Source organism: Paenibacillus sp. RU5M (assembly GCF_900221055.1).
In the GTDB taxonomy this organism is placed as follows: Bacteria; Bacillota; Bacilli; order Paenibacillales; family Paenibacillaceae; genus Paenibacillus; species Paenibacillus marchantiae.
Window position 1 is genome coordinate 1,197,318 of the sequence record NZ_OBQM01000001.1, and the last position, 20,198, is coordinate 1,217,515.

Annotated in this window: 14 protein-coding genes; 12 read left to right on the forward strand and 2 right to left on the reverse strand. The window is 49.3% G+C overall.

Annotated elements, in window-relative coordinates:
• Positions 1–41 precede the first annotated feature (41 nt).
• Positions 42–809, reverse strand: coding sequence for a helix-turn-helix domain-containing protein (locus tag CRO25_RS05390; RefSeq protein WP_079693666.1), 768 nt, complete (start codon positions 807–809; stop codon positions 42–44).
• A 303-nt stretch (positions 810–1,112) separates the two neighbouring features.
• On the opposite strand from CRO25_RS05390, the gene CRO25_RS05395 reads away from it, so the two are divergent.
• From CRO25_RS05395 to CRO25_RS05450, 12 genes are all read left to right on the forward strand, one after another.
• A complete protein-coding gene (locus CRO25_RS05395; protein WP_079693665.1) occupies positions 1,113–2,477 on the forward strand; it encodes an extracellular solute-binding protein in 1,365 nt (454 codons plus the stop codon).
• Positions 2,478–2,580: 103 nt separating this feature from the next.
• Positions 2,581–5,472, forward strand: coding sequence for an extracellular solute-binding protein (locus CRO25_RS05400; protein WP_079693664.1), 2,892 nt, complete (start codon positions 2,581–2,583; stop codon positions 5,470–5,472).
• Between the two features lie 19 nt (positions 5,473–5,491).
• Positions 5,492–6,448 carry a carbohydrate ABC transporter permease gene (locus CRO25_RS05405; protein ID WP_072733036.1) on the forward strand — a complete coding sequence of 319 codons (957 nt, stop codon included), beginning with the start codon at positions 5,492–5,494 and terminating at the stop codon, positions 6,446–6,448.
• A gap of 1 nt (position 6,449) precedes the next feature.
• The gene (locus CRO25_RS05410; protein WP_079693663.1) at positions 6,450–7,325 is read left to right on the forward strand and encodes a carbohydrate ABC transporter permease; all 876 of its coding nucleotides are present in this window, start codon (positions 6,450–6,452) and stop codon (positions 7,323–7,325) included.
• Positions 7,326–7,352: 27 nt separating this feature from the next.
• Positions 7,353–8,804 (forward strand): SMP-30/gluconolactonase/LRE family protein, encoded by a 1,452-nt coding sequence (locus CRO25_RS05415; protein ID WP_372828747.1) that lies wholly within the window; start codon positions 7,353–7,355, stop codon positions 8,802–8,804.
• Entirely contained in the window at positions 8,788–9,423 is a 636-nt protein-coding gene (locus CRO25_RS05420) for a Yip1 family protein (protein ID WP_072733035.1), read from the forward strand. The genes CRO25_RS05415 and CRO25_RS05420 overlap by 17 nt, the downstream gene beginning before the upstream one ends.
• A gap of 27 nt (positions 9,424–9,450) precedes the next feature.
• Positions 9,451–12,009, forward strand: coding sequence for a DUF5696 domain-containing protein (locus CRO25_RS05425; RefSeq protein WP_306454207.1), 2,559 nt, complete (start codon positions 9,451–9,453; stop codon positions 12,007–12,009).
• On the forward strand, positions 12,006–12,908 hold the full coding sequence (locus CRO25_RS05430) for a carbohydrate ABC transporter permease (protein WP_079693660.1): 903 nt from the start codon (positions 12,006–12,008) through the stop codon (positions 12,906–12,908). Before CRO25_RS05425 ends, CRO25_RS05430 begins: the two co-directional genes overlap by 4 nt.
• 20 nt (positions 12,909–12,928) lie before the next feature.
• Positions 12,929–13,870, forward strand: coding sequence for a carbohydrate ABC transporter permease (locus tag CRO25_RS05435; protein WP_079693659.1), 942 nt, complete (start codon positions 12,929–12,931; stop codon positions 13,868–13,870).
• A 115-nt stretch (positions 13,871–13,985) separates the two neighbouring features.
• Positions 13,986–15,674 (forward strand): RICIN domain-containing protein, encoded by a 1,689-nt coding sequence (locus tag CRO25_RS05440; RefSeq protein WP_256863582.1) that lies wholly within the window; start codon positions 13,986–13,988, stop codon positions 15,672–15,674.
• Between the two features lie 136 nt (positions 15,675–15,810).
• Positions 15,811–17,097 carry an SGNH/GDSL hydrolase family protein gene (locus CRO25_RS05445; RefSeq protein ID WP_079693658.1) on the forward strand — a complete coding sequence of 429 codons (1,287 nt, stop codon included), beginning with the start codon at positions 15,811–15,813 and terminating at the stop codon, positions 17,095–17,097.
• 55 nt (positions 17,098–17,152) lie between these two features.
• On the forward strand, positions 17,153–17,923 hold the full coding sequence (locus CRO25_RS05450; RefSeq protein ID WP_079694255.1) for an esterase family protein: 771 nt from the start codon (positions 17,153–17,155) through the stop codon (positions 17,921–17,923).
• A gap of 260 nt (positions 17,924–18,183) precedes the next feature.
• Here the strand turns inward: CRO25_RS05450 and CRO25_RS05455 are convergent, their stop codons facing one another.
• Positions 18,184–19,452, reverse strand: a complete 1,269-nt coding sequence (locus CRO25_RS05455) for a glucuronoxylanase (RefSeq protein WP_079693657.1) — start codon at positions 19,450–19,452, stop codon at positions 18,184–18,186.
• Positions 19,453–20,198 lie beyond the last annotated feature (746 nt).

Sequence of the window (20,198 nt, forward strand, 5' to 3'; positions counted from 1 at the left end):
CTTGTTTTTGTTTGATGAATTCTAAAGGGGCGGCTCCACAACTAAGCGGTGAACGTTTTTTGCTTTCGATAGACATTGGGGGTCTCCCCGGTATATGCTCTGAATTTTTTATAAAACCAGTCTGTATCCGTATATCCAACCTCGCTGGCAATTTCGTAAATCCGCAAATTGGTGGATATCAACAGCAACTTGGCTTTTTCCATCCGCTGCTGCATTAAATAATGATTAAAGGACACGTTCTCTTCCATTTTGAATTTTTGACCAAGATACGCACAATTAAAATGAAGCAAGTCGGAAATCCTCTTTAGTGTAATGTCACTGCTCAGGTGATCGAGCACATAAGCTTTTACCATCTTGATCACTTGGCTGGAATGCACGTGCTTGCCTTCCAAATGAACCAGCGATCTGAAGGCAGAAGGAAGTCTCTTCGCGGGCTCCGAATCAAGCCTGGACTTGAGCCGATCCAGACTGTTCAGGAGGGCGGAGGCATGGAACGGACCTGGCAAATAATCGCTGACCTGATATGCTAACGCTTTGCGTACAAGCCTGAAATGATCCCCTCCCCCCATGAAAAGGATCGGAATCTGGCTTTTCTTTCGAATATAGTGGCATAACCACAAACCTGCAGCAGCAAATCCCCCGGTGCTCACGAGCACGACAGAAAATTCTCGACCGGCCAAAGCTGACAAGGCGGCGCACGCAGAGACTACGCAGTCTCCGATGACGTGATCGGAGTTGCTGCGCCGCAGCAACTTCTGCAATTCTCCGTGCGTGTGGCCGCTGAAGTCCACAAGTAAGATGTCATGCATGAAGCAAAACCTCACTTTCGCTTGATTTTAATCTCTCTGAACCACTCTAAAACCCTCGGTCCTTAGTATGACTCATGTCTTAATTTCATTATGGGAATAAAAGAAAGCGCATACAATGTGCATCTCTTTGCGGAGGGACCATTTGTTTACCAATTCAAGCCGAAAATGCTTCAACCTGGATTCAAATTGCCAAAACCCATAGTTTGACAGGGTAAGCCTCTTTACTTTAACGGGTTGTTTGCGCTTTCATTCAAGAGCTACACTTTGATAGATAACTGTAAAACACATTCAGGGGGGACAACGATGAGAAAAAAAACGTACATGCTGATGAGCCTGGTCCTTGTAATGATGCTGTTGATTACCGCGTGCAGCCCTGGCTCCAGCGCACAGACAGAGCCGGAAACGAAGGCGCCGCAGACGGAGCAAACTACGAATGAAACAGAACCTAAGAATGAGACATCAACGCCGGAGATGGATTTTGACATGGGGGGAAGAACAATCAAGGTGGTTGCCTGGTGGGACATGAAAATGACCGATAGCAACCCGGATAACATTCAGCGAATCGAGAACTTGGAAGCACTGAAGAAAAAGCACAACTTTGACATCGAATACATTTCGATTGATTTTGGCGAATACCAGGAGAAGGTCGTGGCTTCCCTGATGGCGGGAGAACCGCTGGGCGACATTGTCCGGCTGGGCAAAAGCTACGCTATTCCGGCACTGACCAAGCAAGACTTGTTATGGCCCGTGGATGAGTATACCAAGAACGAAAAGGTGTTCAACCAGAAAACGACCAACGAATACATGCAGTACGAAGGTAGGGGCTACGGATTTACCGAGGATCAATCTTCATTTATAAGTGGCATTTTTTATAATCGCACGCTCATGCAGGAGCTAGGTATGAAGCCGTTGCAGGAATATGTGGACGAAGATCAGTGGAACTGGGATACGTTTATTGAAGTAGCCAAAAAGGCAAACAAGGACCGCAATAACGACGGCAAGCTCGATACCTGGGGATTGGCCCAAAGGGGACTGCTTGAACCGGTGCTGTATTCCAATGAAGCCTCACTGACCAATGGTGACAAGCAAAATCTGGATGATCCAAAAACAAAAGAAGCACTGAGCTTCGTTTCCAAAATGGCTACCGAGCAAGTCGGCAGAGCCTCGGAAGGCGGGGATTGGACTGAACCGGCCACGTTCTTCCGTCAGGGCAATACGCTAATGTATTCGGGCGCCATGTACGAGATCGAAGGCTTCAAAACAGATATGCAGGACTATGATATCGGCTTCCTGCCTTTCCCGAAAGGGCCAAGTGCAAGCGCGTACCACTCTGGCGAGTCGCAATATCAGGCGCTGACGATTCCAAAAGCAGTCGAGCATCCCGAGCAATTGATGTATATCTGGGAAAAAATCAATGAGATCGATTCAATCTACGATTACCCCGGACAATCGACCCTGGAGACTCACTTGGCGGACGAAGCTGACATAGAAAATGCCAGAACGGTTGCTGATGGCATGCTGGTGCTTGACCACAATACGTTCCCGTCATTGCCTTTCTGGGATTTCAACGGCGAGCTGGTCGATGGTGTTTCCGTTTCAACAGTCATTGAAAAATACAAGGCGCCGTTCCAGGCAGCCATCGATGAGGTATACAAGCAAAAGAAATGATGCTGTTCTCTCCGGAACGGTTGCAAAGCCCTACGCACCGTCCCCGGAGAGTGACACACCATAACCATGCTCCACGCCAGAAGGAAGGGGGACATATTGGAACATGCGGTCACGAAAGAAAAAAGGACTGATCCTGCTGCTCGCCATTGCATTGATCTTCTCCATATGGAGCATTTACTCTGCGCGGGATCGCAGTCCGGGCATCGTTCAGGCGCGCGAGGATTTTGAAGCCGTGTCGGGTACAGACGATCTACGCAGCTATGAGCATTATCTCTCAACGCATACAAACGCAGACAAGCCGGAGCAGACCGTAAGAATCGAAGGAGAATCTTTCATTCAGGCTGCGGAAGATGAGTTCGAGGTTGTCAATGGATATGCCGGACTGGACGGGAAAGCGGTCATCACCCCGGAAGTCGGCACTATCAGCTGGGAGGTCCCTGTACAGGCGAGCGGTTTATACCAGATCCGCGTTCATTATTATCCCGTCGCGGGCAAAAGCTCCGGCATTGAGCGGAAGCTGACCCTGAACGGAGAGGTTCCGTTCAGGGGAGCCGATGTGCTGCTATTTGACAGGGTATGGGGGAACCGCGAAGACAGCGTGCGAAGGGATGATCGTGGCAATGATCTCAGACCACGGCAGGTGGAGAAGCCCGTTTGGCAGCTTGCTGCATTCAAGGACAGCGCCGGTTACTTCGAGGAGCCGTACCAGTTTTATTTTGAAAAGGGAAACCAGAAGCTGTCGCTTACCTCGCTGCGCGAAAGCATGGCGATCGATTATATCGAGCTGTACCAGGAAGAGGACATTCCATCTTACGCAGAGCTGCAGGCCACTTATGAATCGGCAGGATTGAAGCCAGCGGAAGCTGTCATGCTCAAGGTACAGGGAGAACAGGCGGTGAGTAAATCGTCACCAACCCTTGCCCCCATTTCGGATCGGTCGAGTCCTTCACTTGAGCCCTATGATGTATCCAAAATTCGGATCAACGCCATTGGAGGCATCAACTGGAAGCTTCCCGGCGAATGGATCGAATGGGATGTAGACGTGCCGGAGGATGGCCTGTACCAGATTGCGCTCAAGGTGAAACAGGATCAGCTTCGCGGCGTCTATGCCACCCGAAGTCTGATGATCGACGGGAAGGTTCCATTCAAGGAAATGGAACGCATTCGCTTTAACTATAGCCCCGAATGGCAGACACGGGTTCTTGGTGAAAGCGAGCCTTACCTGTTCCAGCTCTCAAAAGGAACACATCGCTTGCGAATGACGGTTACGCTGGGCGATATCGCTCCGCTGCTGCGCACGGTGGAATCCAGCGTGCTGGATCTGAATGAGATGTACCGCAAAATTTTGATGATTACCTCTAACAATCCTGATCCTTTGAGGGATTACCAGCTTGAACAGCGCATTCCCGAGATGACCGAGGTATTCCAGCGGCAGGCCGACATTCTCCGTTCCGTTGCCGACTATTTGGAGAAGGCGACAGGTGAGCAGAGCGACAAGGTAGCCGTATTGCATGCGATGGTCGTGCAGCTGGAGGATATGGCGGCAAGAGCGGAAACGGTGCCCAAACGTCTGGATACCTTCAAAATCAACGTGGGCGGGTTGGGAACATGGATTCTATCGGTTCGTGAACAGCCTATAGCACTGGATTACCTCCTGGTATCCTCACCGGATCAGAAGCTGCCCGAGGCTGAGGCAACTGTGCTGCAACAGATGAAGCATGAAGTGGGTGCCTACGTCGCTTCCTACACGGAGGATTATGACAGCATCGGCAACATGGAGCAGAAAAAGGATTCCATCACCGTATGGATTACAACCGGACGTGATCAGGCACAGGTGCTGAAAGCTCTGATTGATGAATCCTTTACACCGGAAACCGATATTTCGGTGCAGCTGCGCCTTGTTCCGCCCAACATCCTGCTGCCTGCAACGCTGGCCGGGGAAGGCCCGGATGTGGCGATGCAGATGGGCGAGGATATTCCGGTCAATTACGCGATGCGTAATGCGGCAGCCGACTTGAGCGGATTCCCGGACTTTGAGCAGGTTGCAAGCCGATTTCGCGAGAGCGGATTGACGCCTTACCGCTATAACAACGGGGTATATGCTCTTCCAGAGCAGCAGCATTTTCCGATGCTGTTCTATCGCAAGGATGTCCTCAACGAGCTTGGCTTGGAGCCGCCAAAAACGTGGCAGGACGTCTATAATGCCATCTCGGTGCTGCAAAAGCACAATATGGAGTTCTATTTGCCAATCGAGGATACAACAAACAATGCCAACATGATACCCAACGCCACCTTCGCCATGCTGCTATACCAGAACGATGGCGAGTTCTATACGGAAGATCAAAAGGAGAGCGCGCTGAATTCAGAAATTTCCATGGATGCGTTCAAGAGGTGGACCCAATTTTATACAAATTACAAATTCCCGCTTAAAGCTGATTTTCCAAACCGCTTCCGTACTGGGGAGATGCCGCTTGGTATCGCGGATTACACAACCTATAACATGTTGACCGTTATGGCGCCCGAGATCCGCAATCTGTGGGACTTCACCATCGTTCCGGGCACGCAGCTGGAGGATGGTTCCGTAAGGCATGAGGTGGCAAGCACGACGAGTGCAGTCATGATGCTGGAAAACGCCAAGAACAAGGAGGCTGCATGGTCGTTCATGAAATGGTGGACCGACAAGCAGACCCAGATTGAATATGGCAGGGAAATGGAGGGACTGATGGGAGCAGCGGCGCGTTATCCGACCGCCAACATCGAGGCATTGGAGCAGTTGCCCTGGCCGGTCAAGGATTATCAAAACCTAGAGCAGCAGTGGGAGTGGGTAGAGGGCATTCCCCAGGTTCCCGGTGGATATTTCACGGGCCGACATCTCGACAACGCGTTCCGTAAGGTGGTCAATGCAAACGAGAATCCGCGTGAAGCCTTGTCCGATTATGTTCTGTACATCGACGATGAGATCGAGCTCAAGCGCAAGGAATTTAATCTGAAGTAGAAGGAAGGGAGGGTAACGGTTGCAGGCAGAAATCACCAAGACACCCGCTGCGCCTGCCATCAACGCCAGGCAGGCGAGCAGGTGGTCCCTTTTGAAAAGGGATTTGTACCTAAGCAGACACTATTACGTACTGATGGCACCGTTTATGCTGATCTTTTTCTTGTTTACGGTCATTCCGGTCGGACTCTCGCTGGGCCTCAGTTTTTTTCACTTCAATATGCTGGAGCTGCCCCGATTTGTCGGCTGGCAAAATTACTCGCGGCTGTTCCTGAACGACGATGTTTTTTTGATCGCCCTTAAAAATACGCTGCTGTTTGCCGTTATTACGGGTCCAGTCAGCTATATTGCCTGCTTTTTGTTTGCGTGGATCATCAACGAGCTGTCGCCCAAAATTCGGGCCATCATGACGCTTGTGTTCTATGCGCCTTCCATTTCAGGCAACGTTTTTTTCATCTGGCTGATCATTTTTTCAGGAGACAGCTATGGATATATGAACGGCTTTCTGATGCGCCTCGGCGTTATTCTGGAGCCAATCCTGTGGCTTGCAAATGAGAAGTACGTGCTGGCGATCGTCATCCTCGTACAGCTGTGGCTCAGCCTTGGCACGAGCTTCCTCGCCTTTATTGCGGGCCTCCAGACCATCGACCGATCGCTGGTTGAAGCGGGCACTGTGGATGGCATCAAAAACCGCTGGCAGGAGCTATGGTACATTACACTGCCTTCCATGAGACCGCAGCTTATGTTCGGCGCAGTGATGCAAATTACAGCCTCGTTCGCCGTGGCCGAAATCTCCATCGCGCTGGCTGGCTTTCCAAGCGTCAACTATGCGGCACATACCGTAGTAACACATCTGATGGACTATGGCACCATCCGTTTCGAGATGGGCTATGCGTCCGCCATTGCGACTGTTTTGTTCGCCATGATGCTCGGAACGAACATACTGACACAAAAAATGCTGAGAAAGATAGGTGAATGACATGACCAGCAAGGTACGCGCCGTCTTCGGCATGTCCAGAAAACTGAATCGGTCATTTACCGTCAGCCTGATGTTGTTTGCACTGCTGGCTCTGTTTGGTTCATTCATGGTATTGCCGCTGATCTACACGGTTAACAATGCCTTCAAACCGCTGGATGAGCTGTTTATTTTTCCGCCTCGCTTTTGGGTGAACAATCCGACGACAGAAAATTTTGCAGACCTGATCAATCTGATGGGGAACTCCTGGGTTCCCTTATCCAGATACATTGCGAATACGCTGATTATTACGCTGCTCGGAACGGCAGGCCATATCCTGCTGGCTTCCGCAGCAGCGTACCCGCTGGCCAAATACCGGTTTCCCGGTTCAAAGGTGCTGTTTACCATCGTCATTCTGTCCCTGATGTTTTCACCACACGTCACGGCGATTCCGAACTACATGGTGATGTCCTGGCTAGGATGGATCAACACACATGCATCCATTATTGTGCCTTCGCTTGCCTTTTCCCTGGGACTCTTCCTGATGAAGCAGTTCATGGAGCAAATACCGGATGCGCTGTTGGAGGCCGCAAAAATCGACGGGGCTAACGAATACCGGATATTCTGGAGTATCGTGATGCCCAATGTGAAGCCAGCCTGGCTCACGCTTATGATTTTACAGTTTCCGGCGTTGTGGGGGACCGATGGCGGAAGCTTCATTTACAGTGAAAATCTGAAAACACTGCACTATGCGCTCAGTCAAATTATCCAGGGAGGAATTGCCCGTGCAGGCGTCGGCGCTGCGGTAGCGCTTCTGCTCATGATCGTGCCGATCGTCCTGTTCATCATCTCCCAGAGCAGTGTCATGCAGACGATGGCAACTTCCGGTATGAAAGAGTAGAAGGGGGGCAGCAACATATTGAAAAACATGTGGAAAAAATGCGGATGGCTCACGATGGGCCTTGCCTGCCTCCTGTGCTTGGGAAATGCGGGGGCAACGGCTTTTGCCGATGGTCAGACGGATGCGTACAACTACTCCTACTGGGGAGAAGCGGTTCGCTCTCCTGCCGCGTATGAGGCGACCCGAATAGTGACGGGCACCGAGCTGAAGATTGGCACATTCAAAGAACCAAACGACATGCATGTCACAGCCGATGAGCGAGTTTACGTGCTGGATTCGGGCAACAGCCGAATCGTCGAGCTGGATCGGGAATTGAAGCTGAGACGAGTTATCGATTCATTTGATCATGACGGACAGAAGGATTATTTCAAAAATCCGCAGGGATTGTATGTATCAGACAATGGGCAGCTGCTCGTTGCGGATTCGGATCATCAGCGGGTGGTTCATCTGGATGAGCAGGGGCAGTTGATCAAAATTGTGGAGCAGCCGCAATCCGACCTGCTGAAAGCGGACTTTCAATTCAAGCCGCTCCGGGTTGTTATGGATAAAGGCGAACGGATTTACGTCATGGCTGAAGGTGTTTTTGACGGCTTCATGGAGTTTAATTCCGACGGTTCCTTTGCCTCGTTTATCGGAGCCAACAGGGTATCGGTCGACCCGGTGGAGTATCTTTGGAAACGATTCGCAACCCGTCAACAGCGCAGCCAGATGGTCATGTTCACACCAACCGAGTTCACCAATATGGACATTGACGAAGAAGGATTCATCTATGCAACGAGCGGGGACCAGAAGGGATTACCGATTAAGAAACTGAATGCGCAGGGCGCGGACATCCTGAGAAGGGAAGGCTACTATCCGCCGCAGGGGGATTTGTTGTACACCAATGAGAAAGGGCCTTCCCGGCTGGTTGATGTGGACGTGGGGGACTGCGATATGTATTCCGTGCTTGATGCCAAGATGGGGCGAGTGTTTACCTATAACGGAGATGGATATTTGCTCCACATGTTCGGAGGCATCGGCAACCGGTTGGGACAATTCAACACTCCTGTTTCGCTGGAGCGTGCAGGAGACCGCATGCTTGTGCTGGACAAAGCACTGGGCGAGATCACCGTATTTCAAACGACAGAATATGGACGCACACTGCATGAAGCGGTGCGAAGCTATTTCAACGGAGACGAGGAAGGATCTGCGGCAAGCTTTGCGAAAGCGGCAGATATGAATGCCAATCTTGAATACGCCTACGCAGGCATCGGAAAAGCGCTGCTGCGTCAGAAGGATTATGCAGAATCTGCGCAATATTTTAAGCGAAGCATGGAGCGGGAAGGGTATTCCAAAGCGTTTCTCCTGTTTCGCAAAGAGCTGCTCCGCGAGCATTTCTCATGGATCATGTCGGGATTATTTCTGATTGTTGCCGTGCTGGTAACCGTGACCATCGTTCGCAGACAGAGAAGGGGGACAACGAATGCAGGTATCAAGTAGACAGCTGATCCAATATCCGCTGCATCTCATATTTCATCCGTTTGACGGGTATTGGGAGCTGAAATACGAGCGAAATCAGAGAACAACGCTGATGATCGCATTGGTCATTTTGGGTTTGTTGACAATAACAACGATCCTTCAGGCCCAATACAGCGGCTTCCTGGTTAATTTCAATAACCCGAAACGATTGAACAGCCTGCTGGAAATGGTCTATGTCATTGTTCCGGTGCTGTTCTGGTGTACAGCGAACTGGTCGCTCACCACACTTATGGACGGAGAGGGCAAATTCTCGGAAATTTTCATGTCCACGTGTTTTGCACTGGTTCCGCTGATTTTGATTCAGTTTCCTTGGATTTGGCTCAGTCTGATCATTTCCGGGCAGGAAACCGCCTTTTATTATTTCTTTAACATGGCTGCCACGGCTTGGACGGTATACCTGTTATTTGTCGGCAATATGACGGTGCATCAATACTCACCCGCCAAAACGGTGCTGACCATGCTTCTGACGTTGGTTGCCATGGCCTTCATGGCATTTCTCTGCCTGCTGTTCTTCAGTCTGGTGCAGCAGATTGTGTCCTTTGCAGCCACCATCTATCAGGAACTTGTACTCCGGGGCTAAGGAAGGAGAATGGAGATGAATTTGTACGTGGCTAAAAAAATGATCGCGATCCTGCTCGTATTCGGCCTGCTTCTTGGCGGGTGTCAGCCCTCTTCTGTGCCTGAAGCCAGGATGTCTGCGAGCTCGGATGAACAAGCGGAAGTGCCTGCGCTGCCGCCCGGAGAGAAGCTGGCCTCATCCTTCAACGATACACGTCTTCCGGGCATGATCGGGCTTGCCCAGAATGAAGCGCTGCAGCTGTTCATCCAGGAAGAGACAGCCGAGATTGCGGTGATTCACAAGCAGAGCGGGCAGATCTGGCGCAGCAATCCGGAAGAGCGCAAATTGGATACGCTTGCGGCGGGCATCAACAAGGACCTGCTGTCTTCGCAGGCCAAGCTCAGCTTTTATAACAGTCAGGGACAGAGCAGCTCGGTTAACTCCTATACGGATAGTGTAGCCCACCAGCAGATAAGCTACGAAGTATTGCCAAATGGCGTTCGGGTGAACTACCAGTTTGGCAGTAATGAGAGCTCCATAGAGGATTTGCCTGTGAAAATCAGCAAGGAGCGCTTCGAGCAGAAGCTGCTTGCCGCGCTCGATAAGGCCGGGCAGCGTGCCTTAAAGGCCGGCTATGCCGAGGACAAGGACGAAGGCGTCTACGTCCGAATCGACAAGGCGATGCAGGGACTTCAGCTAACGCGTGCCCTCAAGGCTTTTGAGACAGCCGGTTACACACCAGAGGACCTTGAACTGGACAATGTCGAGCATGGCATCGAGCAGGAAAAAAGCGGACCACGCATGTTTATGTTATCCATCGAATACGAGCTGGATGACGAAACACTGGTCGTACGCGTGCCGGCATCCGGCATTCATTTTCCCGAGCAATATCCGATCAATAGCATATCGGTGCTGGATTATTTCGGTGCTGGTGCAGCGGACGAAGAAGGTTCCCTGTTTGTACCCGACGGTTCGGGAGCACTCATTCATTTCAACAATGGCAAGGTTCAATATCCCGCCTATCAGCAGGACGTGTATGGACCGGACCTGACGATGAAGCTTCGTGAAGTGGACTCGACTGAGGAAAAGGCCAGGCTGCCGGTTTTCGGACTGATTCACTCGGGCGGTGCGTTCCTGGGCATCATCGAGGAAGGTGCGGCTACAGCCTTTGTTAATGCGGATATCAGCGGAAAGCTGAATAGCTACAACAATGTGTATCCAAGCTTTTACGTTGTGAACAAAAGTGATGTGACGCTTCAGGCGAGCGACATGCTACGGACACTGCCCAAGTTCCAGAAGAAGCCGACGGCATCCGATTTTGTCGTTCGTTACGCCTTTGCCGGAGCAGAGGATGCGTCCTATTCCGGTCTTGCCTCTCTGTACCGGAATTATTTAACCCGGACGGACGGCCTTCCGGCGAAGCAAACGGCTGAGGGAGAAAAGGGCATTCCGTTTTACCTGAAGCTTGTCGGCAGTATGACCACCCAAAAACACCTGCTGGGTATACCTTACGAATCGAATGAGGCGTTGACCACGTTTGAAGAGGCGCAGCAAATCTTGTCCGAGCTCAAAGAAAAACACGTATCCAACATTCAGGTGCGTTACGCGGGTTGGTTCAACGGAGGACTCCTTCATCGTTTGCCGGATTCCATTAAGGTGGACGGGGCGGTGGGAGGACGAAAAGGCATGCAGGCATTTAGCGACTATATCCGTGAGGCCGGGATCGGATTTTATCCTGATTTAGCGGTCCTAAACGTGCATGCGAAGAGCGGCTTCAAGCCTTCCTCGGAAGCTTCCCGAACACTTACGCAGGAGCCAGCGGTTCTGTATCCGATGGACCCGGCAAGACAGCGGCGTGACCGGGATCGACAACCGGCATATATCCTTTCTCCAAACCTGCTGGGTGATGTGACCGAAGACATGCTAAAAGCACTCCAGCCATATGAGACAGTCGGATTGTCTATGCGTGATCTGGCCGAGCAACTGAACAGCGATATGAATCCGAAAAAACTGCTGGACCGAACCGGAGCGCAAGTTGCTGTCACGGAGGCATTGAAGCAAATTACACAGCAGGGGATGCCCCTTGTGGCGGAGGGTGGGAATGCTTATGCGCTGCCATATGTGACGGGGTTGACGGATGCGCCGATGTCCAGCAGCCACTTCAAGCTGGAGGATGAAGAGATTCCGTTCTTCCAACTGGTTGTTCACGGTGGCATCAGCTACACCGGAGCAGCCTACAATCTGTCAACGTATACCGATGCAAGACAATATGTGTTGAAGCTTGTTGAGTATGGAGCAAGCCCCTACTTCACATGGTTCAACGCGCCGAACCATGTCGTGAAGGAAACGGATTACGACGATCTGTACGCCGCCCATTACGAGCAGTGGATGGACCTGGCAGCCGAGATGTATGAAGAGGTCAATCAGGCCAATCGTTCATTCGCCGGGCTGAACATGGTCGCACACGAGAAGCTGGCTGAAGGGATATTTCAAACGACATACGAAAACGGAGGCTTCGCTCTGGTGAATTATAACGACTTCCCCGTGGAGGCAGCAGGCCGAACCGTAGAAGCCAAAAGTTACGTGACAGGTGGTGAGCAGCTCTGAAAGCGCTACTGAAAGGAAAGTGGGGACGCCGAACCTATGCTCAGCAGAAGGCGGCCTGGGGAGTGATCTATGTGCTTCCCTGGCTTATCGGCTTTGTCCTGTTCTTCTTTGTTCCGCTGCTGGCTTCCCTGCGCTACAGCCTGAGTTCAATTCAGGCGAACGCGCAGGGCATATCCATCCAGTTCACAGGTCTCGCCAACTATATTCAGGCGCTGACGGTCAATACCAGCTTCAACCGAGCGCTGATCGGATCCATAACGGATGTATTCGTCAATGTGCCGCTCATCGTTATATTCAGCCTGTTCCTTGCCGTCATTCTCAATCAGAAGTTTCCGGGGCGGGCCATAGCGCGGTCAATCTTTTTTCTGCCGGTGATTTTGGCATCAGGTGTCATCATGGCGCTGGAAAGCACCAGTCTGATCGAGGCCGTTAACCAGAGCAGTACGGGTGGCAGTGCCCTGGGCACATTTGAGATTGAAAACCTGATGCTGGACGCGGGGCTGAGCGAGTGGGTTGTCATGTATCTGAGCGGCGCCGTAGATCGCATTTATCAGATCGTCAGTCAATCAGGCGTGCAGATTCTGATCTTTTTGGCAGGCATCCAAACCATATCGCCCCAGCTGTACGAGGCATCCAAAATGGAAGGGGCTACGGGGTATGAAGCCTTTTGGAAAATTACGTTCCCCATGGTCAGCCCGCTTATTTTCGTTAACGTGATCTATACCATTGTCGATTCCTTTGCCAACAATGCCATGACTTCGCTCATTCGTGATACTGGCTTTGTCAAATTTGATTTTGGACTGAGCTCAGCTATGGCGTGGGTCTACTTCGTGGCGATTGCCGTAATTCTGATCATCGTATCGCTTATTTTCTCCAAACGTGTCTTCTATCAAGATTAGAAAGGAGGTTGTTCAGATTGATGATATCAAGGCTGTTTTCACTTGAGCAGTGGAAAAGCTGGCTGTGGTCCGTTGTGCGGTTCACGCTGATTACCGGGCTCTCCTTCGTGATCCTGTTCCCGATCTTCCAGAAAATATCGACGTCCATCAAGGATAAGAGCGACCTGTATTCGGCCGTCGTGGTCTGGATTCCGCAAAATTTCTCCATCGACAATTTCAAGCAGGCCATTCGTGTCATGGATTATTGGGCCACGCTGCTCAATACGTTTGCACTGTCTGCAACAACGACCATTTTGACGACGCTTTCCTGCGCGCTCGCCGGATATGGGTTTGCCCGCTTGAAATTCAAAGGAAGCAATCTGTTGTTTGCCGGAGTCATCTTGACCATTCTGGTTCCGCCAACGACCATTCTTATTCCGGTGTACCTGAACTTGAAGAGCTTTGATCTGATGGGACTGATGACGCTGATCGCTGGCAAACCCGTAAATCTGCTGAATACGTACTGGCCGTTTATTCTGACTGCCATAACGGCCAATTCGCTCAAGGCAGGGCTGTATATTTTTATCTTCCGCCAGTTTTTCAGAGGTATTCCCAAGGAAGTAGAGGAAGCGGCTTACGTTGATGGTGCTGGCATCAGCCGCACTTTTGCACGCATCATGCTGCCCAATGCGATTCCGTCCATTGTGACCGTGCTGTTATTTTCCTTCGTTTGGCAATGGAATGACAGCTTCTATACGACAACCTATCTGACGTCCAGCAAAGTGATGTCCACCCAGCTGTCCTCGCTACCGTATAATCTGGCCCAGCAGGTAAGCGACGGTGCATCCAAAGCCGATCCTTTTTATCTAAGCATGATACAGGATACCGGGATTTTACTGGCCATCTTGCCTTTGATCATCATCTACCTGTTTGTACAGCGTTATTTCGTGGAGAGTGTTGAACGCACGGGCATCGTTGGATGATGCTTCTCCATCAGAAGGGCTACGAAGGCGAGCCCAATATAGTTCAGTGAAGGAGGTGATGCCGTCTGTTTTCACGTTTCACCATTCAAGCTCAGGAGGGATTATGTTGAAGAAGATGTTGAATTACTGTAAATTTATGCTCATTCTGGCTTTGCTGCTGTCCATCACGCCACTCGGATCGGGTCGCGCGGACGCGTGGGTTGGCATGCCTATGGGCAAGCTTCACGTCAGTGGGAAAAATCTAGTGAACAGCAGTAACCAACCCGTCGTAATGAGTGGCTGGCATCAGCCCTCAGGAGCCTACTGGACCTACCAGAACAGCAATTATTATCTTAGTCGAAACGGCAACAACCGCCATGCCGCTACATTGGCTTATCTGAAAGAAATTACCGATACATTTACAAGTACAAGTCCTAAATACGGAAGCAGCCACGGCTGGAATATGAATCAGATTCGTCTGTTCATTGACCGCGAGGACATGGGAGACATAGCAGCAGGCACTTATAATTTTGCTGGTGTACAAACTGTAACGCAGAACGTCATTATCCCTTATATCCAATATGCAAAAACAAAGGGTGTTTATGTTACACTCGGACTTGACTTCACATTGAAGGATGATCAAGCTACGACCGCAGCCAATCTGCAAAAGTTCAATCAAATCTGGGGTTATCTCGCTTCTCGCCCGGAAATTAAAAGCGCAGACAACGTACACTTTGAGCTAATCAATGAGCCGGTTAAATCGTATGCTAACGGTCATTGGGGCGGCTACAACGGCGAGAACGACTTTGTGGATCACTGGAATGATCTGCGCAATTTCCAGAACTCCATCATCTCAACCATCCGCAGCCAAGGCGCGGATAATGTTATCTGGGCCGCTGGTTTGGGGTACAACCAATTCTATAGTCTGACAGCAAGCCATCCCTTAACAGACCCTTTGAACAATTACGGTTATGCCGTTCACTGGTATCCGGGGTACGGAGCGCATGACAACATGTCGATTCTGCAAGATCAGTGGAATACGAATGTGAAGGCTGCGGCTGATAAATATCCGATTAACATCACCGAAGTCACGTGGTTCAAAACGAAGCCGGGCGATTCCGAATACTGGAATCTGTTCAACGGCAGTAATGAAGGTTTTGGCAACAATACGAAGACCATTTTCAACGCGGCAGGCAATGTCAGCATTGCAGCACATATGAACGGCTTCATTTTGGATGCCGGGGAACGAAGCTCCTTTGCCGATCCGACGGCAGGCCTGAAATGGGACGGTGATGCTTCACGGAGCGCGATGGGACGTTTTCTGTTCGATTGGTTCTATGAACGCGCACAGTCTTACCCGAACGGTGGCACTCCATCAACGGGATTGACGCCGGGGGCAACCTACAAGATCGTGGCTAGACATTCGGGCAAAGTTATAGATGTCCCGGGTGGGGTAAATGAGAACAATTTGCAGCTTCAGCAATGGTCTGATCTGGGCGGCAACCCTCAAAAGTGGGTCCTGACCCAGATTGCTAGTGGAATTTACAGTTTGACGAGTGTAAATTCGCCCGATAAGGTCATCGACATTCGTAATGGGACAAGTAACAACGGAGAGGCAGTACAACTCATGAGCAATTTGAATACCACCGCGCAGCATTTTAAAATCAACGATCTGGGCAATGGCTATTGGAGTATTATAAACGTCAACAGCAATAAGGCCATAGAGGTCGCAGGCTCCTCAACGGCAGACGGTGCCAAATTACAGCAAAACGGTTTTACAAACGCAACCAATCAGCAATGGAAATTTGTCGCAGTTAACAATTAAGATGTATCTCCAAAAGCCCGGCTTAGCAAATTTAAGCAAGGCTTTTGGAGTATACCTGAAGTTTATTAGCGTGCTTCATAATATGCTTCAGTAACCCAATTAAACCCTTTGTTGATGGAAAGGATGATGGATGTCCATGCTCAACAATTCAGCGGATTCGGCAAATGAAAAGGAAGGTCCGACGGCACCGTGTGACCCTGTTGGGGTTGCTGAAGCTGGGAATGAGCCGCCGGTTGATCCCGAGTCACAGGCTTATCGTGATATGATCGGTAAATCTCTATTGAACAAAGGAAACAACACTAGATTGAAGGCTGCTATTGAAAAAGCAAAACGCGGCGAGCCGGTCACCATCGCTTACATTGGCGGCTCGATTACCCACGGCGCAGGCGCCGTTCCTCTTCATCTGAATTGTTACGCCTATCGCTCGCATGAAATTTTCAAGCATATGTTCGCTCCATCGGATGACAGTCCGATTCGTCTGATCAAGGCAGGCGTAGGCGGCACGCCCTCACAGCTGGGCATTGTCCGCTATGATCGGGATGTGCTGCGGGACGGGACAGTCCAGCCTGATATTGTCATTGTGGAGTTTGCCGTCAATGATGCAGACGATGAGACCAAAGGCATTTGTTACGAGAGCCTGGTGCTCAAGACACTTGGCGCTAACAACAAACCAGCCGTCATTTTGCTGTTCAGTGTGTTTGAGAATGACTGGAATCTTCAGGATCGCCTGACTCCTGTTGGCTGGCATTATGATCTGCCTATGGTGAGTGTAAAAGATGCTGTGGTGGAGCAATTCCAGTGGACGAAGGAACAGGGCAATGTCATTACCAAAAAGCAATTTTTCCAAGACATCTACCATCCGACCAATGCCGGACATCATATTATGGCCGACTGTCTGGGCTGGTTGTTCGACGTAACGGATCGATCCGCCCCGGACGAGGAAGATAACGCGAATGAAAAGCCACCGCTGCTCGGAAATGCCTTTGTTGACACGAAGCTGCTTGACCGTCTGAATGGCGACAGGATCGCCCGGATTGAGGCGGGTGGGTTTCGGGAGACGGATACCGATCTGCAACTGACAGAGATGGATGATCATGCACACGGTACACCGCTATTTCCTAATAACTGGATGCATACGGGGCAGAACGTAGCGGGTAAAGACAGCTTTAAGCTGATCCTCCGGAGCAAGCGCCTTATTCTGGTGTTCAAGGATTCCGGAAGGGCGGATTTTGGAACCGCGAATATTAGAGTGGACGGAACACTGATGAAGACAGCCGATCCGCATCAAGTGAACTGGACACACTGCCATGCCGTAATCCTGTACGATGAAAAGCATTCCAGAGAGCACACGGTGGAGATTGAGATGGCTGAAGGCCACGAGGGCAAACGATTTACGATTCTGGGATTTGGTTATGTTGATTAGTCACAACATCCTGTTTAGCAGCAACAAAAGAAGCATGTTGGAAGGGGAGAATATGATGATAACTACAGCACCAGAAGGGTATGACCAGTACAGGGAAAACATACTACACGGCAACATGGAAATGGTGGAATATTTCTCGGCAACCGTTGGGAACTCGCGCAAAACAATGGTGTATACTCCACCCGGATATTCCATTGAGTATACGTATAACGTCCTCTACCTTTTGCATGGGATCGGTGGAGACGAAGCCGAGTGGCATAATCATGCCAATCCACAAGTGATTCTCGATAATCTGTACGACGATAAAAAGCTTGAGCCGATGATTGTCGTATTTCCTAATGGTCGCGCAATGCCAAACGACAGGGCTGAGGGAGATCTGTTTGATCCTGAGAAAATAAAAGCATTCGAGACGTTTGAATCCGATATACTTCACGATTTAATTCCTTTTATTGAATCGAATTACCATGTTCGGACGAAAAGGGAGAACCGGGCAATTGCAGGTTTGTCCATGGGCGGAGGCCAGTCTTTAAATATCGGATTGAACAATCTGAACCATTTTGCCTGGATCGGTGCGTTCTCCGCAGCTCCAAACACCAAAGCCTCGGAGTTGCTCCTCCCGAATCCATCAGAAGCGTCATCGCTTCTCCGTTTGCTCTGGTTGTCCTGCGGTGACCAAGATAACCTCAAGCAAATCAGCGAACAGTTGCACGGTTATTTGACACAACACGAAGTACCTCATATTTGGTATGAGGAAAGCGGTGGACATGATTGGCCTGTATGGAAGAACGATCTGTATCAATATTCCAAATTAATTTTTCAATATTAAAAGGAGTGGAAGGAAAAGCCTATAACGAGTTCATGTTCAAGAAATAGACAAGAACAAAAAGACAAGAGCACTCCTATTGTGTTTTAGACAGGGGAGCGCTTTTGTTTTTTTGTTCTGGTTTTGACCATTCATATGAAGACAACTCCCATTGAATATCATTGGAAGTTGTCTCAAGGGTTTTGCGTTTATTTGCAATAAAATTTTAATATGATGACATCAATATTGATGAAAAGTAAACTGTAGGTTGATCGGGATTGTTACTACTTTAATGGAGCTATGAATGTAGTAACACTCTGAGCAGGAATTTGAGCAGTAAAGGAATTGCCAGTGACGTTAATCGAAGAGCCGGCAGCCAGATTTCTTGTGCTGTCTGTAATCCAGGAAGATACGGTTGAGGCGTTCCCGTTCTGCAATACAAATTTTTGGTTTACAGCGGATGTTCCTCGGTTAATTGCTACGATAACCACCTTGTTGTCTCCTTTGTATGCAGAGATAAACGTCTGGGTATCCGGATTTTTCGTCGCCTCAACTCTCACGAAACCTGGTCGAACAAACTTGGAAAAATGCGCCATGTTATATCCCCGTTTGCTTATGGTGCCATCCTCTTTCATGGGACCGTACTGTCTACGAATATACCACCATACATAAGCCTGGAAATCTGCCTCTACCATGGCATTATGGATGTGATAGGAGACATCCAGCGCCTCTGGCCAATTATCTGCTGAGTTTGCGTTACTATTAGGGTAATATACCTCTGACATCCAAAGTTCCTTTCCTGCACCTTTTTGTTTAAAAAGTGGGTAAGGGAAATTGTTAAATTGTGTACCATACGTATGTGCACCCAAAATGTCCATGTTTGCTAAAGCTTGAGGATCATTCAGTATGGGATCTGACATTTCTTTTAGGTAGGAGAAGGATTCTGGCGCCATTACTTTCGCTCCTGTAATGGAGCCCGCATAATCTTTCATGAATCGAAGCATTTCTTGAGGCGTCCACCACGTCCAATCATGCGCATAATCCGGTTCATTTTGTACGGAGATTGCATAGAGATTAACACCGTTGGATTTCATGTAAGAAACAAAGTCATTAAGATGCTGTGAATACGCAGCATATTTATCGTATTTAAGTCGCTTGGCCGTGGTGTCCCCATTACGATTGAATGTCTCCACCATATCACTTGGAGGATTCCATGGTGACGCAAAGACGATTGCCCCTTGTTCAATCGCTCGTTTTGCGGTAGGCAATTCTTTATACCAATTGTTTTTATTATCATCAATATAGACACGCAAAATTGAAAAACCCAGCTGATTTTGTCCATTACCAAATGCTGTATCTCTTTGCGATGGTGTCAAATCTCCTATCCAGGCCGGATGATTGATTCCCCCAAATCCCTTGATAAGCTGCTTTTGAGAAGACAAGTTTACAGTAACATCGCTGGCAGCCGAAGCCTGAATTGGAGTTAATATCAGCGGCAGGGCAGTCAGGAGGGCCAAAAGAACACTAATTGACTTCTTCAATTTGAATAACAAAACGTACACTCTCCTCTAAAACGAAATTTTATCAACCTGAATAAGAAAGCCTAGATCTTATTTTGGGCAAATAATTTTCTTGTATCACCCTCTTTCATACAAAAAAATATATAAATATATGGGATAATTTATATATTTTTGTATTGTTGTGAATTTAATTCTACGGGAATATATAAGGGATTTAAACCGGACAAATTCCAGTTTTTTGTGCATATAAGAGACTCATGGCCGTAGCATGAGTCTCTATCTGATAACTGATGAATTCATAGTTTGTTCATTTCACCAAAGAAGTTACGTCCATACGGTCGAGTCAATGGCAAATTATGTGATGCGAAGCGTAATCTGTACGACGATTTTTTAAGGATAAGGCCGGGGGCTATTTGGCTGAGCTGGTGTGTTCATCGTGAAGCTACTGCTAAACATATCCATTCTGGCTTGATGGCAGTGGAAGTACCAGGTGTTAGAGGGGATCGGGCAGCTTGTTATGGATTTTGTGCTACAGATACTTAGCTGGCTTACGGAAGAGGAAAGTAATTCCATTAAGCAAACACAGGCTGAATGTTTTGCTAACGCTAAGAAAAAATGGAAAGCACTTGGGGGGCCAAATGTTTGCCTCGTAAAAATTTGGTGGACGTTGAGCTTTATGCTCTGGATATGCTGGAAATGTTCCTGTCTTGAACGGGGAGAGTCAATAGAATATTAAAAATTGAATTCGATCTATTGACCGATGGTTAACTTTTACATTA